We start from the raw sequence: 24,882 nt of genomic DNA, 5'->3' as shown, positions 1-24,882 counted from the left end.
CGGCACCCTCGCCGGGCGGTACGGGGTCAGGGAGTGAACACGGCCAGGTGGAACGGCCGGTCCGCGGGCGCGCCGGTGGAGTCGTACGTCTGCACGAAGACCCCGTTCGGCGTGGCCAGCCGCGGCGCGACCGAGATCTCGCCGGCCGGCGGGATGCAGCACGAGTCCGTGGTGCCGATGGTGGCCACGAAGGCGGCGCTGGTCAGGCTGCGGTTGAAGATGACCTGGTACTGGCCGGGGCCGTACTTGGTCGCGGAGACGGCGTCCCGCGAGCGGAGCAGGGTGCCGGCGCTGCTGACGACGGCGAAGGACGTCGAGCCGTTGACGTAGGAGGGGCTCACCCCCTTCTTCATCGCCGCCTTGGCCGCCGCCGCCTCGGCCACCGTCGGCTGCGGCTGTCCGGACGGCGCGACGGCGCTTCCGCCCGGCTGCCCGGTCTGGGCCGCGGGCCGGGCCGCCGTGGTGGTCTGGGCGGCGGCGATCCCGCCGCCGGCCAGCGTCAGCACCAGCGCGCCGAACGTGACCGCGACCGCCCTACGGGAAATGATTCTTGCCATGACAGGTCCCCCTTGTTGACCGTGTCGACACGACCGACCCGCGAAACAACGAGCCGGCTTATCCGAGCCTGCCAGCACCGAAAAATGTCGCTGAAGCGACCACCGCCAAGCCGGCTGAAGAAGCATCCACACCCGCCTTGAGCAGCTATTACTCCCTGGAAATCGGGGCTGGAACCAGGTGGAAAGTAGCACCGGTAAAAGCGCGGGGTCAATGGCGGAAGGCGGCGTTTCAGACTGTTCCAGCCCGGCCCACAAATTGCGAAACATGAACGCTCGACAATTCACGATGCCCGCCGATCCGGCACGGGCGGCGTCGCCGGTCGCGCCCTGCCGCTACGGTGTCGACGTGCTCACCCACGCCGACGCCCCCGCCCGACCGGCCGCTCGCGCCGCCCGGATCCGGGCCTGGCTGTGCTGGCTCGCCGTCGCCCCCGGGCTGGTGTGGGCGGCGGTGCGCCTGCCCGGCCTCGAACGGGGGCCGGCGGTGCAGGCGGTCGCCTTCACCCCGTACGTCGCCGCCTGGACGCCCGTGCCGCTGCTGCTCGCGCTCGCCCTGCGGCGTCGCTGGCCGGCGGCGGTCGCGGCCCTGGTCGCGGCGGCGCTGATCGCCGTGGTCGCGCCCCGGGCCGTGCCGTCGGCGCAGCCGCCGGCCGGCGGGCCGACGCTGCGGGTGCTCACCGCCAACCTGCTGGCCGGCGCCGCCGACGCCGGCACCGTCGTCGGGCTGGTGCGCGACCTGCGGGTCGACGTGCTGGCCGTGCAGGAGTTCACCCCGGGCGCGGCGGCCGAGCTGGACCGGCTCGGCCTGGCCGCCCTGCTGCCCCACCGGCAGCTCAACCCGCAGGTCGGCACCGTCGGCTCGGGGCTCTACGCCCGCTTCCCGATCGCCGGGGGCGGCATCCGGCAGCACCGCGGCGGCTGGGGCTTCACCCAGGCGTACGGGACGATCACCCCGCCCGGCGGGCCGCCGGTGCGGGTCGAGTCGGTCCACCCGTCGGCCCCGTACGCGCTGGACCAGGTCGGCTTCTGGCGCGCCGACCTCGCGGCGCAGCCGCCGGCCACCCCCGACGCGGGGCTGTCGATCCTCGCCGGGGACTTCAACGCCACCCTCGACCACGCCCCGCTGCGCGACCTGCTCGCCACCGGGTACGTCGACGCGGCCGACGCCACCGGCGCCGGGCTCGTCGGCACCTGGGGGCCGTACGACGGCGACCCGATCCCGCCGGTGACGATCGACCATGTGCTGGCGGACCGGCGGATCGCCATCCGGTCCGTGTCGGTGCACGCGGTGCCGGGCAGCGACCACCGCGCGGTCCTCGCCGAGCTGCGCCTGCCCGCCGCCTGAGCCGCGCCGCCCCGCCCCGCCCCGCGCCGCCCCGCCCCGCCCCGCGCCGCCCCGCGCCGCCTGCGGTGGTGAGAAGGGGACCCTTCTCTACCGCAGGCGTTAACAGGGGGCCCTTCCTTACACGCGGGCGCGGTCCAGGCCGTAGGTGAGGGCGTCGACGAGGGCATGCCAGGACGCCTCGACGACGTTGGGGTGCACGCCGACCGTGGTCCAGTCGCGGCCCGCCCCGTCGGCGGTCTCCACCAGCACCCGGGTCACCGCGCCGGTGCCGTGGCTGCCCTCCAGGATGCGCACCTTGTAGTCGGCCAGCTCGAAGTCGCGCAGCTCCGGGTAGTGCCGGGACAGGCCGACCCGCAGCGCCTCGTCGAGGGCGTTGACCGGGCCGTTGCCCTCGGCCGTGGCGATCAGCCGCTCGCCGCGTACCCGGATCTTGACGGTGGCCTCGGAGACCACCGAGCCGTCCTCCCGGTGCTCGACCAGCACCCGGTAGGACTCCAGGGCGAACGGCCGGGCCGGGGCGGCGTCGGGCAGCTCGGAGCGGACCAGCAGCTCGAACGAGGCGTCGGCGGCCTCGAAGGACCAGCCGCCGGCCTCCAGCTCCTTGACCCGCCTGGTCACCCGGGACAGGGTCTCCGGATGGCCGGCCAGGTCCAGGCCCAGCTCGCGGCTCTTCAGCTCGACGCTGGCCCGGCCGGCCATCTCGGTGACCAGGATCCGCATGTCGTTGCCCACCACGGTCGGGTCGACGTGGTTGTAGAGCAGCGGATCCACCTTGATCGCGCTCGCGTGCAGCCCCGCCTTGTGGGCGAAGGCGGCGGCCCCGGCGTACGCCTGGTGGGTGTCGGGGGCGATGTTGGCGATCTCGGCGATGGCGTGGGAGACCCGCACCATCTGCTCCAGGCAGCCCTCCGGTAGGACCGGCAGCCCGAGCTTGAGCTGGAGGTTGGCGGCGACGGCGAAGATGTCGGCGTTGCCGGGGCGCTCGCCGTAGCCGTTGGCGGTGCCCTGCACGTGCCGGACGCCGGCCTCGACGGCGGCGATGGTGTTGGCCACCGCGCAGGCGGTGTCGTTCTGGGCGTGCATGCCCAGGCGGGCGGGGTCGACCCCGGTGCGGGCGGTCAGGTCGGCGATCGCCGCGCTCACGTGGGACGGCAGCATGCCGCCGTTGGTGTCGCAGAGCACCATCACCTCGGCCCCGGCGGCCAGGGCGGTCTGCACGACCTCCGCGCCGTACGCGGGGTCGTTGCGGTAGCCGTCGAAGAAGTGCTCCCCGTCGACGAAGACCCGACGCCCTTCGGCGACAAGGTGGCGCACCGTGTCCCGGATCATCGCCAGGTTCTCCTGCGCGGTGGTGCGCAGCGCCCGCTCGACGTGCCGCAGGTCGGCCTTGGCGACCAGCGCGACGGCCGGGGTCTGCGCGTCCAGCAGCGCCCGCACCTGCGGGTCGTCGGCTACGGCGACGCCGGCCTTGCGGGTGGCCCCGAACGCCACGAGCAGGGCGTTCTTCAGGTCGAGCTCGGTGCGGGCCCGGCGGAAGAACTCGGTGTCCTTGGGCACCGCGCCCGGCCAGCCGCCCTCGATGAAGCCCACCCCGAACTCGTCGAGCAGCCGGGCCACGGCGAGCTTGTCGACGACCGAGTAGGTGAGCCCCTCGCGCTGGGCGCCGTCGCGCAGCGTCGTGTCGTACAGCTGGAACGTCATGGGGAGTCCTTTCGGGCACGGACGGGACGGGGTGCGGTGGCGGAGGGGGACCAACAAAAAGACCCCCCGCGGATGCGGGAGGTCTGCGCGCTCGGCGAGTCGGTTGCCGGGCGCGCTAGCTGCCAATAATGGCGACGGTGCTGGTCACGGTCGCCACTCTGCCACCCGCACCCGGGTTTCGGGAGGAACAATCCACATACCGGGACAGTCACGGAGGGTTGCATACCGCAGGGCGGGCCCCACCCGGGGCGGAACGCGCCGTCGGTGATCGACTTCACAAGTCATCCGGCCGCTATCGAGCCGAAACACCGCTGCGGCAGTATCTGGAACCGATCAAGTTACCGGCCCCGTGCCGCTGTCAAGGAGGACCCCGTGCTCACTGTCGGTGACCGCTTTCCTGAGTACGAGCTGACCGCCTGCGTCTCGCTGGACGCCGACCGGGCGTTCGAGTCGATCAACCACAAGTCGTACGAGGGCAAGTGGCGGGTGGTCTTCTTCTGGCCGAAGGACTTCACGTTCATCTGCCCGACGGAGATCGCCGAGTTCGGCCGGCTCAACGGCGAGTTCGCCGACCGGGACGCCCAGGTGCTCGGCGTGTCGGTGGACAACGAGTTCGTCCACTACGCCTGGCGCAAGGACCACCCCGACCTGCGTGAGCTGCCGTTCCCGATGCTCAGCGACATCAAGCGCGAGCTGACCGACGCCTGCGGCGTGCTCGGCGCCGACGGCGTGGCCCAGCGGGCCACCTTCATCGTCGACCCGGACAACGAGATCCAGTTCGCCATGGTGACCGCCGGCTCCGTCGGCCGCAACGTCTCCGAGGTGCTGCGCGTGCTCGACGCCCTGCAGACCGACGAGCTGTGCCCCTGCAACTGGAACAAGGGCGGCGACACCCTCGACGCCACCAAGCTGCTCGCCGGGGCCGGGGCCTGACGATGGGCCTCGACGCGATCAAGGCGGCCCTGCCCGAGTACGCCAAGGACATCAAGCTCAACCTGGGCTCCACCGTCGGCGCCTCCACGCTCAAGCCGGAGCAGGCGTGGGGCACGGCGTTGGCCTGCGCCGTCGCCGCCCGCAACCCGGTCGTGCTGCGGGAGATCGCCGCCGAGGCGGCCGGCCACCTCACCGCCGAGGCGGTCGAGGCCGCCAAGGGCGCCGCGACGATCATGGCGATGAACAACGTCTACTACCGGGCCAAGCACCTCATCGGCGACGAGAACTACGCGTCGATGCCGGCCCGGCTGCGGATGCAGATCATCGCGCGGCCGGGCGTGGAGAAGGGCGACTTCGAGCTGTGGTGCCTCGCCGTCTCGGCGATCACCGGCTGCGGGGTCTGCCTGGAGTCGCACGAGAAGACCCTGCGCGCCGCCGGGTTCACCCGGGAGCAGGTGCACGAGGGGCTGCGCATCGCCGCCGTCGTGCACGCCGCCGCCGTGGCCCTCGACGCGCAGGCCGCGCTCGCCTGAGCCGTACGCCCGGGACACCCGCCGGCGCCGCATCCCGCGGCCCGGCGGGTGTCCGCGTGTAGGCGGCCCGGCGAGGGGCCGGCGTGTAGGCGGCCCGGCGGGTGTCCGCGTGTAGGCGGCCCGGGGCCCGGGTAGGTGGTCGTTCGGACACGACTCGCCGAGACGACCCCTCCGAGACGACCACGACGGTCGGGGCAGGAGCACTCATGGACAGGCTCGACCCGCACGCCGCCACCGGCACGCCCGACCCGATGCGGCACGGCGACCAGGGCGCGATCGCCGGCGGCGCCCCCGCCGGGGCGTTCGACCCGTGGAGCTACCGCGACCGGCCCTCGGTCGCCGACGCCGACCTCGTCGGCTACCACGTCGAGGCCACCGACGGCGGCATCGGCAAGATCGACAGCGCGAGCCACGAGGTCGGCGGCAGCTACCTGGTGGTCGACACCGGCCCCTGGATCTTCGGCAGGAAGGTCATGCTGCCCGCCGGCACGGTCAACCACGTCGACCACGACGCCCGCACCGTGTACGTCGACCGGGAGCGCGACCAGATCAAGGCCGCCCCCGAGTACGACGAGGACAGCCACGGCGACCCGGCGTTCCGCGACCGGCTCGGCGGCTACTACGACGAGAGCTACGGCAACCTGCCCCCGGGCACGGCCCGCTGAGCCGCCGCCCGCCATGGGTGGTGGTAGCCAGACGGCGCTCGCCATGGTGGCGGTGCCGGTGCGGCGCTCGCCATGGTGCCGGTGCGGCGCTCGCCACGCCGGCCACCGCCCGCCGCGCCCGGCGGCGCTCATTGCGACGGCCACCGCCCGCCGTGACGGCCGGTGGGGTTCCGGCCCACCGGCCGTTACCGTGTCAGCGTGGACGCGACCGAGGACAAGCGCAGGATCCCCTTCACCGCCCTGTTCAACTTCCGCGACGTCGGCGGCTACCCGGCCGGCGACGGGCGTGCGGTCCGCTGGGGGCGGCTCTACCGCTCCGACTCCCCGCACCGCATCGACGGCCCCGACCGGGAGGCGTTCGCCGCCCTCGGCGTGCGCACCGTGATCGACCTGCGCCGACCGAACGAGGTGGCCCGGGACGGCCGGGTGCCGGAGCTGCCCGGGCTCGCCTACCGGCACATCCACCCCGAGCACGCCGACTGGGCAGAGGCCCAGTACGAGCCCGGTTCGAGCCTCGCCCGCTTCCTCGCCGACCGGTACGCCGACCTCGCCGGCACCGGCGCGGCCGGGCTCGCCGAGGCGGTCGGGCTGATCGCCGACAGCGCCGCCGAGCCGGTGGTCGTGCACTGCGTGGCCGGCAAGGACCGCACCGGCATCGTCTGCGCGCTGACCCTGTCGGCGCTGGGCGTGAGCGACGCCGACATCGCCGCCGACTACGCGCTGAGCACCGAGGCGTCGCAGCGGTTCAGCGCGTGGGTGGCCGCCACCATGCCGGACGCCCGGGAGCTGCCGGCGCCCTATCTGGCCTCGCCCGCCGAGGCGATGACGCTGTTCCTGGCCGAGCTGCGGGAGGGGCACGGCTCGGCGGAGGGCTACCTGCGGCACGCCGGCGTCACCGACGCCCAGCTCGCCGCGCTCCGCGACCACCTGCTGGAGTGAGCGCGCCCCGCCAGCTCACCCGCCCGCCCGGCCTGCCCCGCCCCCTGCCTGCCCCGCCCCCGCCCGGCCGTCCCGTCGTGCCGCCCAGCGGTGTGCGTGCTGCCCAGCGGTGTTAAGAAGGGGCCCCTCCTCTACGCCAGGCGTTAAGAAGGGGCCCTTCCTTGCACCTACAGGCGGGTGACCCAGCCGTGCGGGTCGGCGGCCCGGCCGCGCTGGATGTCGACCAGCCGCTGCTGCAACGCCGTGGTCACCGGGCCCTGCCCGCCGTCGGCGACGGCGAACTCGCCGTCGGGGTACTTGACCCGGCCGATCGGCGTGATCACGGCCGCCGTGCCGCAGGCGAACGCCTCGCGCAGCCGGCCGCTGGCCGCGTCGGCCTGCCAGTCGGCGAAGCTGAGCGGCCGCTCCTCGACCCGGTGGCCGGCCTCGGCGGCCAGGGTGAGCAGCGCGTCCCGGGTGATGCCGGGCAGGATGGTGCCGGTCAGCGGCGGGGTGACGAGGGTGTCGTCGTCGTAGACGAAGAAGACGTTCATCCCGCCCAGCTCGTCGACGTAGCGGCGCTCCACCGCGTCGAGGAAGACGACCTGGTCGCAGCCGGCCTCGATCGCCTCGGCCTGGGCGGCGAGCGAGGCGGCGTAGTTGCCGCCGCACTTGGCCGCGCCGGTGCCGCCGGGGGCGGCGCGGGTGTAGTCCGGCGAGACCCAGACCGTGACCGGCTTGACCCCGCCCGAGAAGTACGACCCGGCCGGGGAGGCGATCACCACGTAGAGGTATTCGTTGGACGGCCGGACGCCGAGGAAGACCTCGCTGGCGATCATGAACGGGCGCAGGTAGAGGCTGCTCCCGTCGCCCTCGGGGATCCAGTCCCGGTCGATGTCGACGAGCCGGCGCAGCGAGTCGACGAACAGCTCCGGCGGCAGCTCCGGCATCGCCATCCGGCGGGCCGAGTCGACGAACCGGGCGGCGTTGGCCTCCGGCCGGAACATGGTGATCGACCCGTCGGCGAGCCGGTAGGCCTTCAGCCCCTCGAAGATCTCCTGCGCGTAGTGGAGCACGGCGGAGGCCGGGTCCATCGGGATGGGCCCGCGCGCCTCGACCCGGGCGTCGTACCAGCCCTTGCCCTCGGCGTAGCGGATCGTGACCATGTGGTCGGTGAAGACGCGGCCGAACCCCGGGGCCGCGAGCAGGGCCGCCCGTTCGACGGCGGATACCGGCGTGGGATTCGGACGGATCTCGAAGTCGAGCATGTCACCACCGCTCATCGCGCGTGCCTCCCTGGGGAACGACGGCGCGCGGGACCGCACGCCGGGGAAAAGTGCTGCCAGAAACCTACCCCGAACGCTCGTTCAGCGGGTAGCGCCAACCGACGGGCGGTGGCCTCCGACAGGGTGCCGGCGGTGCCGGCCGGTCACCGGGTGCTCGCGACGGCCCCGGCGGCTCAGGCCACCGCGTAGCCGGCGAGCCGGTCGCCTACCTCGGCGGTGCGCAGCGGTACGCCGGCCGTGCGGTTGGCCAGCTCCGTGCCGACGGCGGCGGTGACCCGGGCGGCGGCCTCGGCGTGCCCGAGCTGGTCGAGCAGCAGGGCGGCGGAGAGCACGGCGGCGACCGGGTCGGCGACGCCCTGGCCGGCGATGTCCGGCGCGGAGCCGTGCACCGGCTCGAACATCGACGGGTACGCCCCGGACGGGTTGATGCAGCCGCTGGCGGCCAGCCCGATCCCGCCGGTGACGGCGGCGGCGATGTCGGTGAGGATGTCGCCGAAGAGGTTGTCGGTGACCACCACGTCGTAGCGCTGGGGCTGGGTGACGAGGAACATCGCGGCGGCGTCGACGTGCTGGTACTCCGTGGTGACGTCGGGGTGCTCGGCGGCCACGGCCTCGAAGGCGCGGGCCCACAGCGACCCGGCGTGGGTCAGCACGTTGGTCTTGTGCACCAGGGTCACCTTGCGCCGCTCGCGGCGCGCCGCCCGGGCGAACGCGTCGCGGATGACCCGCTCCACGCCGTGCCGGGTGTTCAGGCTCTCCTCGGTGGCCACCTCGGCCGGGGTGTCCCGGTGCAGGGAGCCGCCCGCGCCGGCGTAGAGCCCCTCGGTGCCCTCGCGGACCACGACTAGGTCGACCTCGCCCGGCTTGACGCTGGCCAGCGGGCCGGCCACGCCCGGCCACAGCCGCGAGGGGCGCAGGTTGACGTACTGGTCGAAGGCGAAGCGGAGCTTGAGCAGCAGGCCCCGCTCCAGCACGCCCGGCGGGACCGTCGGGTCGCCGACCGCGCCGAGCAGGATGGCGTCGTGCCCGGCCAGCTCGGTCAGCACCGACTCCGGCAGCACCTCGCCGGTGCGGTGGTAGCGGGCCGCGCCGAGGTCGTAGGCGGTGGTCTCCACCCCGGGGAGCACCGCGTCGACGACCTTGAGGGCCTGCGCGACCACCTCGGGTCCGATCCCGTCACCGGCCACCACCGCGATGCGTGCCACGTCCTCAGCTCCCTCGCCTCGTCGTCTCCGCCCAACGGTACGACCCCGTCCCGCCTCCCGGTACGAGCCTTCCACAATTCGGGAAAGCGGAATGCACAGCAGGCTCCCAGGTGAGATTCATGATGCGGTCAACTTCCCTGCCTAGGGTGGGTGGCGAACGGGTCCCCGGGGCCCGGACGGGTGGTCGCCGCGGTGCCGCGGCACCGTCAGCGAAGGAGCGGCAGGATGCGCATCGACGAGCAGCCCCGGCACCGCTGGGTCGACGAACAGCCGCGCACCCGCTGGGTCGACCAGTCGGCCTTCGCCAGCCGCCGCCCCGACCTGCGGCTGGGCGCCCGCAGCCACCGCCTCGACCCCGCCGGTGGCGCCGCCGTCGACCGGATCGCCGTGCAGCACACCGTCCGGACCGGCGCCGCCGAATACTCACTGCTGCTCAACGCCCCGAGCTGGCTGGGCCGGCGCGGGGTCGGCGAGGCGCTGGCCGACGCCGTCGCCGAGCTGCGCGCCGTCGACCTCACCTACAGCCCGACCCGCCCCGACAGCCTGGTCTCCCGGCTGCGCCGGGGAGAGATCAGCCCCGAGTCGTACGCGCCGCTGACCGACCTGGTCGACCGGTGCGCCGCGATGCGGGCGGCCACCGACGGCTGGTTCGACGCGTGGGCGGTGCCCGGCGGCTTCGACCCGGGCGGCCTGCTCGGCGGCTGGGCGGTGGAGCGGGCCGCGGCCCGGCTGCGCGCCGCCGGCATCCACGACTACGCCGTGGTCGCCGGCGCCGACCTCGTCGTCCGCGGCCATGCCCCGCACGGCGGCCCGTGGCGGGTGGCGGTGCACCACCCGACCGACCCCCGGCGCGCCCCGCTGGCGCTGGAGATGACGGCCGGGGCGGTGGGGACCTCCGGGGTGACCGGCCGGCGGGGCCACGTGGTCGACCCGCACACCGGGGAGCCGGCCGACCAGCTCGACGCGGCCACCGTGATCGGCCCGGACCTGGCCGTGGCCGACGCCTACGCCACCGCGCTCTACGCCGCCGGCCCGGCGGGGCTGGCCTGGTTCCGCAACGGATCGGACTACCGGGCGCTGTTCGCCCACCGCCGGCGCTGAGCCGGCCTCGACGCCGGGCCCGCCGCCGGGTGAACCGGCACGATCCACCGGTCGCGGGCCGCCCCACGCCACCCGTGCCGGCCGGCTTTCGCATCCCGGCCGCCGGGTGGTCGGCGATCGGCCCCCACGGTCTCGGCAACGACCGTGGGGGCCGATCAGCGACGAGTGCGCGTGGCTCGCGCAATCGAGGGGTGCGGGACCGGCCGGGCCCGAGGTCAGACCACGCCACCCGAAGACGGGCCGACGACCGAACTCAGCCAGTGACCGCACGAGTACGCTAGCGAATCGACGCAACTCGACGCAAGAGTCTCCACAGCGGACCGTCCCGGAGGGACGTTCGGAACTTTCCCCGTTCACCTGCGGTGGGGTCGCGGTGACTTCCCGGGCCCAAGATGGCACGCTGTCCGCCGTGAGTTTCGATCTGAGCGTGTGGGCCCTCCCGGACGGGGCCACGCCCGCGGACGTGCGGGCAGCGGTGCAACGGTGCCGGCAGGGGCAGCACGGCGAACGTTACCCGGACCCGCGGGTCGTCGCCTTCTACCGGGCGATCACGGCCAGCTATCCCGACCGGCCGGCCCGCCCGGGTTCACCGTGGGAGGTCGTGCCGCTGCACGCGGCGAACGACCACATCGAGATGAACCTCAACCCCGCCTGCGAGGACCAGGTGCTGCTCGACATCGAGCGGCTGGCCGGCGAGTACGACCTGATGCTCTTCGACTACCAGGACGGCTCGGTCTATCCGCCGCCCGCCCGCACCCGGCGCTGACCCGTCCGCTCCCGTCCGCCCACCCGAACGACACGATCCGATCCGACGCCGTCCGACACGACGCGGGGCCCGGCCGATCCGGCCGGGCCCCGCGGTCGTCCCAGGTGGACCGTGCGCGACGGTCCAGGGTGGACGGATGCCTACTCGTCGCGCAGGTCGGCGGCGCTCGCCGCGGTCGCGCCGATCGAGTCGGCCGCCGAGGTGAGCAGGTCGGCGCCGAGGGCCTGGTCGACCGTGAGGGTCATCAGGGTCTCGCCGCCGGCCTCCCGGCGGGCCACCTGCATCGCGGCGATGTTGATGCCGGCCTCGCCGAGCAGGGTGCCGACGGTGCCGACCACGCCCGGGCGGTCCACGTAGCGCAGGAAGAGCAGGATGCCCTCCGCGCCGATCTCCACGTCGAAGCCGTCCACCTCGGTCAGCTTCAGCACGTCGCGGGCGCCCGCCGCGGCGACCGTGCCGGAGACGCTGACCGTGCGGCCGTCGGGCAGCGCGCCGCGGACCGTCACCAGGGTCGGGTGGTCGGTCGTCTCGGCCTGGCTGGCCAGGTTGACCTCGACGCCCCGCTCGGCGGCCAGGTGCGGCGCGTTGACGTAGGTGACCTGCTCCTCGACCACCGAGCTGAACAGGCCCTTGGTGGCGGCGAGCTTGAGCACCGACACGTCGTGGGCGACGGCCGCGCCGCGCACCTCGACGGTGACGCTGGCGGCCACCCCGCCGGCCACGGCGGTGAACGCCCGGCCCAGCTTCTCGGCCAGCGGCAGCAGCGGGCGGATGTCCTCGGCGACGACGCCGCCGGCCTGGACGTTGACCGCGTCCGGCACGAACTCGCCCTGGAGGGCCAGCTTCACGCTCTTGGCCACGGCGAGGCCGGCCTTGTCCTGCGCCTCGGCGGTGGACGCGCCCAGGTGCGGGGTGGCCACCACGTTGTCGAAGGCGAACAGCGGCGAGGAGGTGCACGGCTCCTTGGCGTACACGTCGACGCCCGCGCCGCCGACGCGGCCCTCGGCGATCGCGTCGGCGAGGGCCTGCTCGTCGACCAGCCCGCCCCGGGCGGCGTTGACGATCCGCACGCCCGGCTTGACGATCGACAGCTCCTTCTCGCCGATCAGGCCCACGGTCTCCGGGGTCTTCGGCAGGTGGATCGAGATGAAGTCGCTCTCCCGCAGCAGCTCCTCCAGCCCGACCAGGCGCACGCCGAGCTGGGCGGCGCGGGCCGGCTGGATGTAGGGGTCGTACGCGATCAGCCGGGTGCCGAACGCGGCCATCCGGGACGCGAAGAGCACCCCGATGCGGCCGAGGCCGACGACGCCCACGGTCTTGCCCTGCACCTCGACGCCGGTGTACTTGGACCGCTTCCACTCGCCGGCCTTGAGCGCGGCGCTGGCGCTGGCGGTGTTGCGGGCCACGGCTAGCAGCAGCGCGACGGCCTGCTCGGCGGCGGAGACGATGTTGGAGGTGGGGGCGTTGACGACCATGACGCCCCGCGCGGTGGCGGCCGGCACCTCGACGTTGTCCAGGCCCACACCGGCCCGGGCGACCACCTTCAGCCGCGGGGCGGCGGCGATCGCCTCGGCGTCGATCTGCGTGGCGCTGCGCACGATCACCGCGTCGGCCTCGGAGAGCGCGGAGAGCAGGGCCGGGCGGTCGGTGCCGTCGACGTGACGGACGTCGAAGTCGTGGGCGAGCACCTCGATGGCGGCGGGGGCGAGTTCTTCGGCGATCAGTACGACAGGATTCATCGGTCCTCGTAGAGGTCGTTTGGCGGTCGGCCGGGGCGACGGGGCGCCGCGCTGCGCCCTGCGCTGGTTCGTGCCATGGCCGTCAGGTGCCGGCTACGCACCTACCCGCGATCGTAGGGCGCGGGCCGCCCGGCGTGCCCCGGACGCTGGGGTGAGTGCCCTCACAAACCCGACATGTCAAGGGTGTTAAGGCTGGGTGAAATGACACGGCGACCCGCCCGACGCCGGGGAGAGCGTCGGGCGGGTCGCCGCGGTGCGGGCAGTGCTCAGGCGGTCTCGGTGATCGGCCGGTCGACCCAGCTCATCATCGACCGCAGCTTCTGGCCGGTCGCCTCGATCGGGTGCGCCGCGCCCTCGGCCCGCCACTTGGCGAAGTTGGGGCGGCCGTTGTCGTCCTCGGCGATCCACTCGCGGGCGAACTCGCCCGACTGCACCTCGGAGAGGATCTTGCGCATCTCCTCCTTGACCCGGGCGTCGACGACGCGCGGGCCCCGGGACAGGTCGCCGTACTCGGCGGTGTCGGAGACGCTGTAGCGCATCCGGGCAATGCCGCCCTCGTACATCAGGTCGACGATCAGCTTCAGCTCGTGCAGGCACTCGAAGTAGGCGATCTCCGGGGCGTAGCCCGCCTCGGTGAGCACCTCGAAGCCGGTCTGCACCAGCGCCGCCGCGCCGCCGCAGAGGACCGCCTGCTCGCCGAACAGGTCGGTCTCCGTCTCCTCCTTGAAGGTGGTCCTGATCGCGCCCGCCCGGGTGCCGCCGATGCCCTTGGCGTACGCCAGGGCCAGGGCGAACGCGGTGCCGCTGGCGTCCTGCTCGACGGCGACGAGGCAGGGCACGCCCTTGCCGTCGACGTACTGGCGGCGGACCAGGTGACCCGGGCCCTTCGGGGCGACCATCGCCACGTCCACGTCGGCCGGGGGCTTGATCAGGTCGTACCGGATGTTGAAGCCGTGGCCGAAGAAGAGCGCCTTGCCCGGGGCCAGGTTCGGGGCGATCGCCTCGGTGTAGAGGCCGCGCTGCGCGGTGTCCGGGGCCAGGATCATGATCACGTCGGCCTCGGCCGCGGCCTCCGCCGGGGTGAGCACCCGCAGGCCCTGCTCCTCGGCCTTGGGCCGGCTCTTCGAGCCCGCCGGCAGGCCGATCACCACGTCGACGCCGGAGTCGCGCAGCGACAGCGCGTGGGCGTGGCCCTGGCTGCCGTACCCGATCACCGCGACCTTCTTGGCCTGGATCAGGCCGAGGTCGGCATCGTCGTCGTAGTACACCTCAACGCTCATTGACTTCCCTTTCGTACGGCGGCCCGGGTGTGGCCCGTCGTGGCTTGTGCGGTCGGTGGTGCGGGGGATCAGGCGGCCCGCAGGGCCGGGCCCGCGGTGATCGAGCGCGAGCCGCGCCCGATCGCCACCGTCCCGGACTGGACCATCTCCTTGATCCCGTACGGTTCGAGGTCGCGCAGCAGCGCGTCCAGCTTGTCGGGGGTGCCGGTGGCCTCGATCGTCAGCGTGTCGGGCGCGACGTCGACGACCCGGGCGCGGAACAGGTTGACCGTCTCCAGCACCTGGCTTCGTGCCGCGCGGTCGGCGCGGACCTTGACCAGCAGCAGCTCCCGGGCGACCGAGACCTGCGGGTCCAGCTCGACGATCTTGAGCACGTTGACCAGCTTGTTGAGCTGCTTGGTGACCTGCTCCAGCGGGGACGACTCGGCGTTGACCACGATGGTGATCCGCGAGACGTCCGGGTTCTCGGTCTCGCCGACGGCGAGGCTGTCGATGTTGAAGCCGCGCCGGGAGAACAGCCCGGAGACCCGGGCCAGGACGCCCGGCTTGTTCTCCACCAGCACGGAAAGCGTGTGCATCGTCATTGTTAGATGTCGTCCTCGTCGAAGGCCGGGCGGACGCCGCGGGCGAACATGATCTCGTCGTTGCTGGTGCCGGCGGCGACCATCGGCCACACCATCGCGTCCTTGCCGACGACGAAGTCGATCACGACGGGGGCGTCGTTGATCGCCATCGCCGCCTCGATGGTCTTGTCGACGTCGGCGGCGTTCTCGCAGCGCAGGCCGACGCAGCCGAGGGCCTCGCCGAGCTTGACGAAGTCGGGGATGCGGTGCTTGTGGGTGCCCAGCTCGGTGTTGGAGTAGCGCTCGTTGTAGAACAGCGTCTGCCACTGCCGGACCATGCCGAGGTTGCCGTTGTTGATCACGGCGATCTTGACCGGGATGCCCTCCAGCGCGCAGGTCGCCAGCTCCTGGTTGGTCATCTGGAAGCAGCCGTCGCCGTCGATCGCCCAGACCACCGTGTCCGGCCGGCCCACCTTGGCGCCCATCGCGGCCGGGACCGCGTAGCCCATCGTGCCGAGGCCGCCGGAGTTGAGCCAGGTGCCCGGCTTCTCGTACGAGATGAACTGCGACGCCCACATCTGGTGCTGGCCGACACCGGCCACGTAGACGGCGTCCGGGCCGGCGATCTTGCCCAGCCGCTCGATCACGTACTGCGGGGAGAGGGTGCCGTCGGCCGGCTCCTCGTAGCCCAGCGGGTAGCGCTCGCGCAGGTCGTCGAGCTGGGTCCACCAGTCGCCCAGGTCGGCCGGTCGCCCGGCGGCCCGCTCGGTGGTGACCGCCGCGATCAGCTCCTCGATCACGTGCTTCGCGTCGCCGACGATCGGCACGTCCGCGTGCCGGTTCTTGCCGATCTCGGCCGGGTCGATGTCGGCGTGCACGACCGTCGCGTCCGGGGCGAAGGAGTCCAGCTTGCCGGTCACCCGGTCGTCGAACCGGGCCCCCAGCGCCACGATCAGGTCGGCCTTCTGGAGGCCGTAGACGGCCGCCACGGTGCCGTGCATGCCGGGCATGCCCAGGTGCTGCCGGTGCGAGTCGGGGAACGCCCCGAGCGCCATCAGCGTGGTCACCACCGGGATGCCGGTCAGCTCCGCCAGCCGGCGCAGCCCCTCGGTGGCCCCGGCCTTGAGCACGCCGCCGCCGACGTAGAGCACCGGCCGGCGGGCGCTCGTCATCAGCCGGGCCGCCTCGCGGATCTGCTTGCCGTGCGGGTGCAGCGTCGGCCGGTAGCCGGGCAAATCCAGCGTCGGCGGCCAGGAGAACGTGGTCTGCGCCTGGAGGACGTCCTTCGGGATGTCGACCAGCACCGGGCCGGGGCGGCCCGTCGAGGCCAGGTGGAACGCCTCGGCGAGCACCCGCGGGATCTCCTCGGCCGTCTGGACCAGGAAGTTGTGCTTGGTGATCGGCAGGGTGATGCCCTGGATGTCCGCCTCCTGGAAGGCGTCCGTGCCGATCGACGGCCGCGCGACCTGGCCGGTGATCGCCACCATCGGCACCGAGTCCATGTACGCGTCGGCGATCGGGGTGACCAGGTTCGTCGCGCCCGGGCCGGAGGTGGCCATGCAGACGCCGACCCGGCCGGTGGCCTGGGCGTAGCCGGTGGCGGCGTGGCCGGCGCCCTGCTCGTGCCGGACCAGGATGTGCCGCACCGTGGAGTCGTAGAGCGGGTCGTACGCCGGCAGGATCGCCCCACCCGGGATACCGAAGACGACGTCGACGCCGAGCGCCTCCAGGGACCGCACGAGGGAACCGGCCCCGGAGAGCTGGACCGGCTCGGTCTGCCGTACGGCCGGGGTGGCCGGGGCGGCGGCGCGGCCGTTCGGCGCGGCGTCGGTCGCGGGCTCGGCGCCGGCGCGGGCCCGGCGGGCGGAGTGGGCGAGTGTCTCTGGCGTGGGTCTCGTCATTGCGGTTCAGGCCTTCGGCTGGAGTGGCTGGTGCTCTGCGGGCGTGCGACGCGGGCGGGTGCCCGCCCCGATGCGATGGGGGTCCGATGGCAATAAAAACGGCCCTCGTGCAGACATGCACGGGGCCAGCGCACTCTCGACGACGGAGAGTGCGCTCAGGTAAGTACTCGCGGAGACCGGTTCGACGACATGCGGTCAAGCCTGCCGCATCTCACGCGATGAGTCAACTGATCCCACATTTTGGTTAACGGATGTCGGCGCGTCCTGCCCCGACGCGCCGCCCGCACCCCCCGCGAGCTGCGCGGACCCGTCCCAGTCGGCCCGCGGGGCGGGCCCCTCCCAGTCCGCGCGTTGGGCGGGCAGACGCGCCGGCCGCACCGGGGCCGGCGGCCCGGTCGGGGCCGCCGGGGCCGGCACCGGGGAACGGCGCGCCCCGGACGACGTCGCCGCCTCCAGCATCGCCTCCAGGTGCTCGGCCGGCACCCCCCAGCCGAAGAGCGCGCCCTGGCCGAACCGGCAGCCGGCGGCGACCACGGCGGCCAGCTCGGTGGGGTTGGTCACCCCCTCGGCGATCACCTCCAGCCCGAGCTGGTGCCCCAGGCGCATCACGATGTCCACCATCGGGGCGAAGGGCGGGCCGTCCGCGCCGGCCGGGCGGACCGGCTCGTGCTCGGCCACCAGCCCGTGATCGATCTTGAGGATGTCGATCGGCAGCCGGCGGAGCTGGCCGAGTGACGAATATCCCGCCCCGAAGTCGTCGAGGGCGATCCGGACGCCGGTGCGCCGCAGCGCGGTCAGCCGCCGGATCAGCTCGTCGAGGTCGGTGGCCACGGCGTGCTCGGTGACCTCCAGCACCAGCCGCTGCGGCGGCACGTGGTGGGCGCGCAGCGCGTCGGCGACCTGCACCACGTATTCCGGGGCGTGCAGTTCCCGGGGCGAGACGTTCACCGACACCCAGACGTCGTGCCCGTCGGCCAGCCAGCGGGAGAGCTGGTAGCACGCCTGGTGCAGCACCCACGCGCCGAGCTTGGCGATCATCCCGCACTCCTCGGCCAGCGGGATGAACTCGTCCGGGCGCACGTGGCCCAGCTCCGGGTGGTGCCAGCGCAGCAGCGCCTCCGCCCCCACCGGGCGCACCGAGGGCAGCGACGCCACCGGCTGGAACACCAGCCGCAGCTCGTCGCGCTCGATCGCGCCGCGCAGCTCGTGCTCCACGGTCGTGCGGCGGCGCAAGAGCTTGTCGTACGCGCCGTCGTAGTGCTCGATCCGGTTCTTGCCGCGCTGCTTGGCGTAGCGCAGGGCCAGGTCGGCGTGGCGCAGCAGCAGCTCCGTGTCCGGCTCGTCGGGCAGCCCGGCCACCCCGATGCTCACCGACAGGAACACCGGCCCGCCCGGCTGGTCGTAAGGGTCGCCGAGCACCCCGAGCAGCCGCTCGGCGACCCGCCCCGCCTCGGCCGGGCGGCCCGGCACGAGCACCGCGAACTCGTCGCCGCCGAGCCGGGCGGCCAGGTCGTCGGGGCGCAGGTTGCCGCGCAGCCGCCGGCCCACCTCCGCCAGCACCTCGTCGCCCACGTCGTGCCCGCGCATGTCGTTGACGTTCTTGAAGCCGTCCAGGTCCAGCCCGAGCAGCACGCACGGGTCGCCGGAGCCGGTCGCCTGGTGCAGGGCGCGCAGCAGCCCCCGCCGGTTGGCCAGGCCGGTCAGCGGGTCGGTGTGCGCCAGCTCGCGGAAGTGCGCCTCCCGCTCGGCCAGCCGGCCCGCGTAGCGGCGCACGTCGTGCAGGGCCAGGTATTGCCGGGCCACCAGCGCGAAGCCCTCCAGGCTGCCGGCGACGATGCCCAGCGCGTCGAACCGGCCGCCCTGGAGCAGGTGGTACATCGCGGAGGCGGCCATCGCGCCCATCGGCACGAAGGCGTACGCGCCGTCGGAGCCGATCAGGTCGACGTCGAGCTGCCCCGGCGGGTCGGCCCGGCGCACGACCAGCGCGGCGGTCAGCAGCCCCGCCGCGAGCAGCACGGCCCCCGCCAGCACCATGCCCGGCACGGCCTGGCAGAGCCCGCCGGCGATGCCGAGCCCGCCGGAGGTCACCGCCGTGATCCCGGTGCCGAGCAGGGCCAGCAGGCGGCGGGGCCGGGCGGCCCGCAGGAGCACGATCAGGGTGAGCCCGGCGGTGAGCGCGACGCTGACGGTGGCCAGCAGGATCGGCGCGCAGGCCATCGGCGTGGCCGCGCCGAGCAGCCGGGTCGGCTCGGAGAAGAGCACCCAGCCCACGAACCAGAGGGCGGTGGCCATCGTCACGCTGTCGAGGACCAGGCGGGCCGTCGCCGCGCGGGTCGCCCCCGCGCCGGGCAGCCGCAGCAGGCCCGCGCCGAAGGCGAGCGCGCTCGCCGCGACCCCGGCGGAGACCAGGGTGGCCCAGCCGGTGCGCTGCCCCTGGCGGTGGGCCAGGTGCTCGCCGGTCAGCGCCACTGCCAGCCCGACCGCGAGGCCGGCCACCGCGAAGCCCCCCGCCACGGCGACCAGCCCGGCGGCCCGCCCGCACCGGCGGCCGGAGCGCCGGGCGGAGACGACCAACAGGGCGGTCGCGCCGACGGCGACCAGCCCGCTCAGCACCACGACGGCGATCAGGCCCGGGGGGAAGTGCACGCTCCCAACTGTGCCGGATGCCCCGTGTCCATGGGGGGCCGGGTGTGCAACTGTTGGGACACGGGGCCGCGCCCCGGCGGTTGCCCCTCCGACGGTGCAAGACTGGACCCATGCCTGAGCTGCGGTCGAGGACCTCCACCCACGGTCGGACGATGGCCGGCGCCCGGGCCCTCTGGCGGGCCACCGGGATGACCGACGACGACTTCGGCAAGCCGATCGTCGCCATCGCCAACAGTTTCACCCAGTTCGTCCCCGGCCACGTACACCTCAAGGACCTCGGCGGCCTCGTCGCCGACGCGGTCGCGGAGGCCGGCGGGGTCGGCCGCGAGTTCAACACCATCGCCGTGGACGACGGCATCGCCATGGGCCACGGCGGCATGCTCTACTCGCTGCCCAGCCGCGAGCTGATCGCCGACGCGGTGGAATACATGGTCAACGCGCACTGCGCCGACGCCCTGGTCTGCATCTCCAACTGCGACAAGATCACCCCCGGCATGCTGCTGGCCGCGCTGCGGCTCGACATCCCCACCGTCTTCGTCTCCGGCGGCCCGATGGAGGCCGGCAAGACGGTGGCGATCGAGGGGATCGTCCACTCCAAGATCGATCTGATCGACGCGATGATCGCCTCGTCCAACGAGGCGGTCACCGACGACCAGCTCGGCGAGATCGAGCGGTCCGCCTGCCCGACCTGCGGCTCCTGCTCCGGCATGTTCACCGCCAACTCGATGAACTGCCTCACCGAGGCCATCGGCCTGGCCCTGCCCGGCAACGGCTCGACGCTGGCCACCCACGCCGCCCGCCGGTCGCTGTTCGTCGAGGCCGGGCGCACCGTCGTGGAGATCGCCAAGCGGTGGTACGACGGCGACGACGCCTCCGTGCTGCCCCGGCAGATCGCCAACCGGGCCGCGTTCGAGAACGCCATCGCCCTCGACGTGGCCATGGGCGGGTCCACCAACACGATCCTGCACCTGCTCGCCGCCGCGCGGGAGGCCGAGCTCGACTTCTCCGTCGCCGACATCGACGCCGTCTCCCGCCGGGTGCCCTGCCTGGCCAAGGTCGCGCCGAACTCCCCGAACTACCACATGGAGGACGTGCACCGCGCCGGCGGCATCCCCGCCATCCTCGGCGAGCTGGACCGCGCCGGGCTGCTGCACCGCGACGTGCACGCCGTGCACTCCCCCACCCTCGCCCAGTGGCTCGCCGACTGGGACGTCCGCGGCGGCTCCGCCACCCCCGAGGCGATCGAGCTGTTCCACGCCGCCCCGGGCGGGGTGCGCACCACCGAGCCGTTCTCCACCACCAACCGCTGGTCGACGCTGGACACCGACGCGGCCGGCGGCTGCGTGCGCGACCGCGAGCACGCGTACAGCGCCGACGGCGGGCTGGCCATCCTGCACGGCAACCTCGCCCCGGACGGGTGCGTGGTGAAGACCGCCGGCGTGCCCGAGGAGTGCCTGACCTTCCGCGGCCCGGCCAAGGTCTACGAGTCGCAGGACGACGCCGTCACGGCGATCCTGGCCAAGGAGATCGTCGCCGGCGACGTGGTGGTGATCCGCTACGAGGGCCCCAAGGGCGGCCCCGGCATGCAGGAGATGCTCTACCCGACCTCGTTCCTCAAGGGGCGGGGGCTGGGCCGCTCCTGCGCGCTGCTCACCGACGGCCGGTTCTCCGGCGGCACCTCGGGACTGTCCATCGGGCACGTCTCCCCCGAGGCGGCCTCCGGCGGCCTGATCGCCCTGGTCGAGCCCGGCGACGAGATCGTCATCGACATCCCGGGCCGGTCCATCGAGCTGAACGTGCCCGCGGACGTGCTGGAGGCGCGGCGCATCGCGCAGGAGAAGCGCCCCAAGCCGTACACGCCGGCCGACCGGCAGCGCCCGGTGTCGGCGGCGCTGCGCGCGTACGCGTCGATGGCCACGTCGGCCAGCGACGGCGCCTACCGCCGAGTGCCCGAGTGAAAGGAGGGGCCCCTTGTTAACGCCTGGCGTATAGAAGGGGCCCCTTCTCACCACCCCGCTGCCGGATCCGCGCCGGTCGGCCGGCCAGGCCCGCACGCGTCGCACATCCTGTTCCCCGGCAGTCACGTCAGCCGACGATCGGGCAGGTCGACGCCCTCGGCGAGCAGCCGCACGCCTTCATCGTGGCGGTGGACGGTGCGACCGGCACGGGTGAACCGGACGCTGAGCGGGCGTCCGGCGTGCCGGGCGGCCAGCCGCCGCAGCCCCGGCACCGGGTCGGGCGGCAGCGGGCAGGGCGTCGACCGGGGCACCGGGACCGGCGTCCCGGGGTCGGCCGGCGCGGTCTCCGGCAGGGTGACGTCGAGGCATTCCAGGCAGTGCGCCACGGCCGCCGCGAGGCTGGGCAGGTCGGGCAGGTCGTCGGGGCGCACCGGGGCGGCCGGCGCGCGCAGGTCGACCGACCAGAGCACCCCGTGCGCCCGCATCGGCGCGGCCGGGTGCCGCCGCAGGTCGAGCACGTTCACGAGCAGCGCCAGGTCCAGACCGCACGCCAGCCGGAGCAGCTCGGCCAGCGGTGGCGCGTCGGGGCGTACGGCGGTGACCAGCAGGCGCGCGGCGGGCAGCGCCGGGCCGACGGCGGCCACCTGCTCACCCACCGGGTCCGCGCCGGCCCAGGGCAGGGCGACGTAGCCGTCGCGCACGTCCGGCGGGAGCGCGTGGCCGCCGTCGGCCTCGGCGAGGTCCTCCGGGCGTACGCCGAACACGGTCGCCCAGGCACCCAGCCGGTAGCGGTCGGGGAGCCGGACCACCGACCGGCCGCCCGGCCTGACGCTGACCGCCGACACGGGTTCCGGCACGCCGGCACGCCACGCGAGGTGCACCACCCGGCACCGCAGGTCGGTCAGGGTGACCAGCGCGGCCTGGTGCACCCGGCCGGTGCCGGCGCAGGTGGCGCAGGACAGCGCCCAGGCCACCCGGCGGCGGGCGGGGCGGCAGGCCGGGCAGGGCCGCGACGGCACCGGCTCGCCGAGCCAGGGCGGGTCCGGCGGCTCGGCGGCCCGGCGCAGCGGCGTCCGGTTTCGGGGTAGGCCGTCGGGCCGGTGCGGCCGGCTGCGGCGCAGGCCGGTGGGCTGCCCGGCCAGGTCGGGTGCGGGCCCGCCGGGGCGCAGGCCGGTGTGCCACCAGCGCCCGGCCCGCCACACGGCCTGCGCGCCGGGCAGACGCCCGCCGCCCGCCCGGCCCGCGCAGTCGGCGCGCACCCGCCGGGCGACCCGCGCCACGTTCGCCGCCACCGGGATCAGCGGCCGGAGCGGGTCGGGGCGGAGCTGCCGTGCGGGGGCGTCCCGGCCGCGCTCGCCGAGCCCGGTCAGCGCGTCGCCCACGTCGGTGTCGGCCAGCGCCGCCGCCAGGTCGGCGAAGCCCGGCTCCGGCGGCAGGTCGGGCACCGGGGAGCCGGGCACCTCGTAGCGAACGGCCCAGCGCAGGGCGTCGCCGTGCCGGCGGGCCTCCACGACCAGGTCGAGCAGGAGCAGGTCGGCCAGCGCGCACAGCCGGCCCAGCCGCCGCGCCGGGTCGACCGGGGGCGGGGCGGTCGACCGGCCCACCCACACCCGCCACGCCGGCCGGGCCGCCGCCGCGAGGCCCCGCGCCGCCAGCTCCCGCCGCTCGGCCGCCGGCAGGTCGGGCCGCCAGGCCGTCGGCATCGGTACGACCACCGGCTCCACGGTGGCGGCGACGCCGGCCTCGGCGGCCAGCTCGCGTACCCGGGGAGTCAGGTCGGCCGCCCAGCCGCCCGCCGCCACCGGACGGGGGTCGAGGTTGCTCGGCAGCACCTCGTGGGACGCGACCGCGCCGGTGTCGAGGTTGGCCACGGTCAGCACGAGCTGCGCGCGCCGCAGGCCCCGCCGCGCGCAACGGTGGCAGCCGGCCGGGGAGGTGCCGTCGCAGGCCGGGCAGGCCACGGTGGGCGCGCCGGTCACCGGGGCGGCCGGGCCGTGCAGGGCCCGTCGTGGTCGACGCGGCGCGCGCAGCGCGGCCCGCCGGGCAGCGGCAGGTCGCAGAAGACCCGATGGCGTACGCCCTGCTCGTCCTCGGCCGAGACGGTCGTCTCACCGGCGTCCACCTGCGACAGGAACGTCACCGAGCGGGCCAGCGCCGCCGCGAACCGGTGGGCCGCGCTCAGGTCGGCGGCGGTGAACGGCAGGTGCGCCACCCAGCGCCCGCTCACCGGGGCGTCGCCGAGTGGGTGCCGCCCGGGCGGATCTGATGGGGAATCGCGCGCACGGCGCACCTCCTGAACGACCATTCGATGCGGCAAATGATGGGCTGTGGAAATTCCACGACCATCGCCTTTGACAACGCCATCTTGTAGGGTCGGAGGCGCTATCACAACGAATGTCCCCGCACACTGTTCCGCTAATCGTCCGCAACATTCGGTGTTCCAGAATGGGGCGTCGGGATGTTGCAAAACGCAACGGGTAAGGAGGCCGATGGCCGAGGACATGGGATCGACGGTGCCCCGCCGCCGGCTCGGCAGAGCACTACGTGACCTGCGCACCGAGGCGGGCATCACCCTGGACGCCGCCGCCGAGGCGCTGGAGTGCAGCCGGCAGAAGGTGTGGCGCATCGAGAGCGGGCTCGGCGCGGCGCGCAGCATCGACGTGCGCGCCATGTGCGAGCTCTACCGGGCGAAGAACGAGCTGACGCGGGCGCTGGTCGCGCTGGCCGGCGAGACGAAGGCGAAGGGGTGGTGGCACGCGTACGGCGACGCCATTCCCGACTGGTTCGAGCTGTACGTCGGCCTCGAATCCGCCGCGTCGAGGCTACGCTTCTACAAGAACAGTCTCGTGCCGGGCATTCTGCAAAGCCGGGACTATGCGCTGGGCATCTACCGGATCGACCAGCCGGAGATGAGCGAGGACGACCGGGAGCGCGCCGTCGAGCTTCGCCTGCAACGGCAGTCGCTGCTGACCCGCCGCCTGCCGAAGGCCCCACAGGTGGAGGTCGTGCTCTGCGAGTCGGTCCTGCTCCGCCCAGTCGACAGCTCGGCCACGATGGCGGACCAGCTCCGGCGGCTGCTTCAGCTCAGCGAGCTGCCCAGCGTCTCGATCCGCGTCCTGCCCCTGATCTCCGGCCCGCATCACGGCGCGGTCGGTGGCGAGTTCGTCCTGCTCGACTTCCCACTCGGAAACCGGAGCACCCCGGATCCATCGGTGGTCTACAGCGAGTCATGGACCGGGGCGCTCTACCTCGACCGGCCGGGCGAATTCGCCGCCTATGAGAAGGCCTGGGCGAGCCTGCTCGCGCTCGCCCTCGACAAGGAACAATCGAGGCAACTGATCGACAAGATTGTTGGGGAGGTCCACCATGGCTGATCTGAGCGGCGCACGCTGGCGCAAGAGCACCCGCAGTGGCGGCAACGGCGGCGAGTGCGTCGAGGTCGCCGACAACCTGCCCGGCATCGTCGCCGTACGCGACAGCAAGGATCCTGCCGGCCCGGCCCTCACCTTCACCCCCGCCGCCTGGACCACCTTCACCAACCAGGTCGGGCACATGGGTTGACGGCAGCCGGGTGCGGCAGGCGTCGACGCTGCCGCACCCGATAACCGCCGTCTGTAGGGTCGGCCCGCCGCAGGGCAGCGCCCTTCAGGCCACCCCGAGCCGTCGAGCCATCATCGTGCTTCGCTGGCCGACCGCAGTCGGCTAGCGGACAGAAGTGTCGTCATGGACCAAAGCGATGATGTCGACATCTCCGTCCGACAGCAGCAGCCGGCTGGGCGGATCGA

Annotated in this window: 21 protein-coding genes; 10 read left to right on the top strand and 11 right to left on the bottom strand. The window is 74.0% G+C overall.

All coding sequences use genetic code 11. The features are described from left to right. Window positions 1-26 precede the first annotated feature (26 nt). Entirely contained in the window at window positions 27-557 is a 531-nt protein-coding gene (locus O7628_RS20390) for a hypothetical protein (protein ID WP_074473773.1), read from the bottom strand. A gap of 346 nt (window positions 558-903) precedes the next feature. Between O7628_RS20390 and O7628_RS20385 the strand changes: the two genes are divergently transcribed. Beyond that, entirely contained in the window at window positions 904-1,902 is a 999-nt protein-coding gene (locus tag O7628_RS20385; protein WP_278136361.1) for an endonuclease/exonuclease/phosphatase family protein, read from the top strand. A 117-nt stretch (window positions 1,903-2,019) separates the two neighbouring features. Here O7628_RS20385 and cimA read toward each other — a convergent pair whose 3' ends face one another. Then, complete coding sequence (gene cimA / locus O7628_RS20380; protein WP_178063760.1) at window positions 2,020-3,603, bottom strand: citramalate synthase; 1,584 nt, start codon at window positions 3,601-3,603, stop codon at window positions 2,020-2,022. A gap of 372 nt (window positions 3,604-3,975) precedes the next feature. On the opposite strand from cimA, the gene O7628_RS20375 reads away from it, so the two are divergent. The 4 genes from O7628_RS20375 (at window position 3,976) to O7628_RS20360 (ending at window position 6,673) form a co-directional block, all read left to right on the top strand. Beyond that, a complete protein-coding gene (locus O7628_RS20375; protein ID WP_043962272.1) occupies window positions 3,976-4,536 on the top strand; it encodes a peroxiredoxin in 561 nt (186 codons plus the stop codon). 2 nt (window positions 4,537-4,538) lie between these two features. Then, the gene (locus tag O7628_RS20370; protein ID WP_178063759.1) at window positions 4,539-5,069 is read left to right on the top strand and encodes a carboxymuconolactone decarboxylase family protein; all 531 of its coding nucleotides are present in this window, start codon (window positions 4,539-4,541) and stop codon (window positions 5,067-5,069) included. A gap of 206 nt (window positions 5,070-5,275) precedes the next feature. Beyond that, the gene (locus O7628_RS20365) at window positions 5,276-5,734 is read left to right on the top strand and encodes a hypothetical protein (RefSeq protein WP_091274469.1); all 459 of its coding nucleotides are present in this window, start codon (window positions 5,276-5,278) and stop codon (window positions 5,732-5,734) included. A gap of 198 nt (window positions 5,735-5,932) precedes the next feature. Further along, window positions 5,933-6,673 (top strand): tyrosine-protein phosphatase, encoded by a 741-nt coding sequence (locus O7628_RS20360; protein WP_278132842.1) that lies wholly within the window; start codon window positions 5,933-5,935, stop codon window positions 6,671-6,673. Between the two features lie 167 nt (window positions 6,674-6,840). Here the strand turns inward: O7628_RS20360 and O7628_RS20355 are convergent, their stop codons facing one another. Continuing rightward, window positions 6,841-7,935, bottom strand: coding sequence for a branched-chain amino acid aminotransferase (locus tag O7628_RS20355; protein WP_278132839.1), 1,095 nt, complete (start codon window positions 7,933-7,935; stop codon window positions 6,841-6,843). Between the two features lie 176 nt (window positions 7,936-8,111). Then, window positions 8,112-9,143, bottom strand: coding sequence for a 3-isopropylmalate dehydrogenase (locus O7628_RS20350; RefSeq protein WP_074473767.1), 1,032 nt, complete (start codon window positions 9,141-9,143; stop codon window positions 8,112-8,114). A 225-nt stretch (window positions 9,144-9,368) separates the two neighbouring features. Between O7628_RS20350 and O7628_RS20345 the strand changes: the two genes are divergently transcribed. Both O7628_RS20345 and O7628_RS20340 read left to right on the top strand, forming a co-directional pair. Further along, the gene (locus tag O7628_RS20345) at window positions 9,369-10,244 is read left to right on the top strand and encodes an FAD:protein FMN transferase (RefSeq protein ID WP_278132836.1); all 876 of its coding nucleotides are present in this window, start codon (window positions 9,369-9,371) and stop codon (window positions 10,242-10,244) included. 409 nt (window positions 10,245-10,653) lie between these two features. Continuing rightward, window positions 10,654-11,010, top strand: a complete 357-nt coding sequence (locus O7628_RS20340) for a hypothetical protein (protein ID WP_278132834.1) — start codon at window positions 10,654-10,656, stop codon at window positions 11,008-11,010. Window positions 11,011-11,150: 140 nt separating this feature from the next. Here O7628_RS20340 and serA read toward each other — a convergent pair whose 3' ends face one another. From serA to O7628_RS20315, 5 genes are all read right to left on the bottom strand, one after another. Then, window positions 11,151-12,749: a phosphoglycerate dehydrogenase gene (serA, locus tag O7628_RS20335; RefSeq protein WP_074473764.1), complete on the bottom strand. Its 1,599-nt coding sequence runs from the start codon at window positions 12,747-12,749 to the stop codon at window positions 11,151-11,153. A gap of 266 nt (window positions 12,750-13,015) precedes the next feature. Next, window positions 13,016-14,029, bottom strand: a complete 1,014-nt coding sequence (gene ilvC / locus O7628_RS20330) for a ketol-acid reductoisomerase (protein WP_074473763.1) — start codon at window positions 14,027-14,029, stop codon at window positions 13,016-13,018. A gap of 68 nt (window positions 14,030-14,097) precedes the next feature. After that, window positions 14,098-14,613 carry an acetolactate synthase small subunit gene (ilvN, locus tag O7628_RS20325; RefSeq protein WP_043962263.1) on the bottom strand — a complete coding sequence of 172 codons (516 nt, stop codon included), beginning with the start codon at window positions 14,611-14,613 and terminating at the stop codon, window positions 14,098-14,100. Window positions 14,614-14,615: 2 nt separating this feature from the next. Beyond that, the gene (locus tag O7628_RS20320; protein WP_278132830.1) at window positions 14,616-16,493 is read right to left on the bottom strand and encodes an acetolactate synthase large subunit; all 1,878 of its coding nucleotides are present in this window, start codon (window positions 16,491-16,493) and stop codon (window positions 14,616-14,618) included. Between the two features lie 195 nt (window positions 16,494-16,688). Continuing rightward, a complete protein-coding gene (locus O7628_RS20315; RefSeq protein ID WP_278132828.1) occupies window positions 16,689-19,139 on the bottom strand; it encodes an EAL domain-containing protein in 2,451 nt (816 codons plus the stop codon). Window positions 19,140-19,249: 110 nt separating this feature from the next. Between O7628_RS20315 and ilvD the strand changes: the two genes are divergently transcribed. Next, window positions 19,250-21,097 (top strand): dihydroxy-acid dehydratase, encoded by a 1,848-nt coding sequence (gene ilvD, locus O7628_RS20310; protein WP_278132826.1) that lies wholly within the window; start codon window positions 19,250-19,252, stop codon window positions 21,095-21,097. A 122-nt stretch (window positions 21,098-21,219) separates the two neighbouring features. Here ilvD and O7628_RS20305 read toward each other — a convergent pair whose 3' ends face one another. Together O7628_RS20305 and O7628_RS20300 are read right to left on the bottom strand one after the other, a co-directional pair. Continuing rightward, window positions 21,220-23,076 carry a hypothetical protein gene (locus O7628_RS20305; protein WP_278132823.1) on the bottom strand — a complete coding sequence of 619 codons (1,857 nt, stop codon included), beginning with the start codon at window positions 23,074-23,076 and terminating at the stop codon, window positions 21,220-21,222. Continuing rightward, window positions 23,073-23,324, bottom strand: coding sequence for a hypothetical protein (locus O7628_RS20300; RefSeq protein WP_074473757.1), 252 nt, complete (start codon window positions 23,322-23,324; stop codon window positions 23,073-23,075). Before O7628_RS20300 ends, O7628_RS20305 begins: the two co-directional genes overlap by 4 nt. 262 nt (window positions 23,325-23,586) lie before the next feature. On the opposite strand from O7628_RS20300, the gene O7628_RS20295 reads away from it, so the two are divergent. Both O7628_RS20295 and O7628_RS20290 read left to right on the top strand, forming a co-directional pair. Continuing rightward, window positions 23,587-24,471 (top strand): helix-turn-helix transcriptional regulator, encoded by an 885-nt coding sequence (locus O7628_RS20295; RefSeq protein WP_278132822.1) that lies wholly within the window; start codon window positions 23,587-23,589, stop codon window positions 24,469-24,471. Continuing rightward, window positions 24,464-24,658: a DUF397 domain-containing protein gene (locus O7628_RS20290; protein ID WP_278132820.1), complete on the top strand. Its 195-nt coding sequence runs from the start codon at window positions 24,464-24,466 to the stop codon at window positions 24,656-24,658. Before O7628_RS20295 ends, O7628_RS20290 begins: the two co-directional genes overlap by 8 nt. Window positions 24,659-24,882 lie beyond the last annotated feature (224 nt).

Source organism: Micromonospora sp. WMMD956, from assembly GCF_029626125.1.
Lineage (GTDB): Bacteria > Actinomycetota > Actinomycetes > Mycobacteriales > Micromonosporaceae > Micromonospora > Micromonospora carbonacea.
Note: the sequence above shows the minus strand (reverse complement) of the source record. Positions and strands in the feature narration are given on the sequence as shown.

Excerpts from the sequence above, each read along its gene's own strand:
- O7628_RS20390 (WP_074473773.1), bottom strand. The coding sequence starts at position 557 with ATGGCAAGAATCATTTCCCGTAGGGCGGTCGCGGTCACGTTCGGCGCG.
- cimA (WP_178063760.1), bottom strand. The coding sequence starts at position 3,603 with ATGACGTTCCAGCTGTACGACACGACGCTGCGCGACGGCGCCCAGCGC.
- O7628_RS20370 (WP_178063759.1), top strand. The coding sequence starts at position 4,539 with ATGGGCCTCGACGCGATCAAGGCGGCCCTGCCCGAGTACGCCAAGGAC.
- O7628_RS20365 (WP_091274469.1), top strand. The coding sequence starts at position 5,276 with ATGGACAGGCTCGACCCGCACGCCGCCACCGGCACGCCCGACCCGATG.
- O7628_RS20355 (WP_278132839.1), bottom strand. The coding sequence starts at position 7,935 with ATGAGCGGTGGTGACATGCTCGACTTCGAGATCCGTCCGAATCCCACG.
- O7628_RS20345 (WP_278132836.1), top strand. The coding sequence starts at position 9,369 with ATGCGCATCGACGAGCAGCCCCGGCACCGCTGGGTCGACGAACAGCCG.
- serA (WP_074473764.1), bottom strand. The coding sequence starts at position 12,749 with ATGAATCCTGTCGTACTGATCGCCGAAGAACTCGCCCCCGCCGCCATC.
- ilvC (WP_074473763.1), bottom strand. The coding sequence starts at position 14,029 with ATGAGCGTTGAGGTGTACTACGACGACGATGCCGACCTCGGCCTGATC.
- ilvN (WP_043962263.1), bottom strand. The coding sequence starts at position 14,613 with ATGACGATGCACACGCTTTCCGTGCTGGTGGAGAACAAGCCGGGCGTC.
- O7628_RS20320 (WP_278132830.1), bottom strand. The coding sequence starts at position 16,493 with ATGACGAGACCCACGCCAGAGACACTCGCCCACTCCGCCCGCCGGGCC.
- ilvD (WP_278132826.1), top strand. The coding sequence starts at position 19,250 with ATGCCTGAGCTGCGGTCGAGGACCTCCACCCACGGTCGGACGATGGCC.
- O7628_RS20295 (WP_278132822.1), top strand. The coding sequence starts at position 23,587 with ATGGCCGAGGACATGGGATCGACGGTGCCCCGCCGCCGGCTCGGCAGA.
- O7628_RS20290 (WP_278132820.1), top strand. The coding sequence starts at position 24,464 with ATGGCTGATCTGAGCGGCGCACGCTGGCGCAAGAGCACCCGCAGTGGC.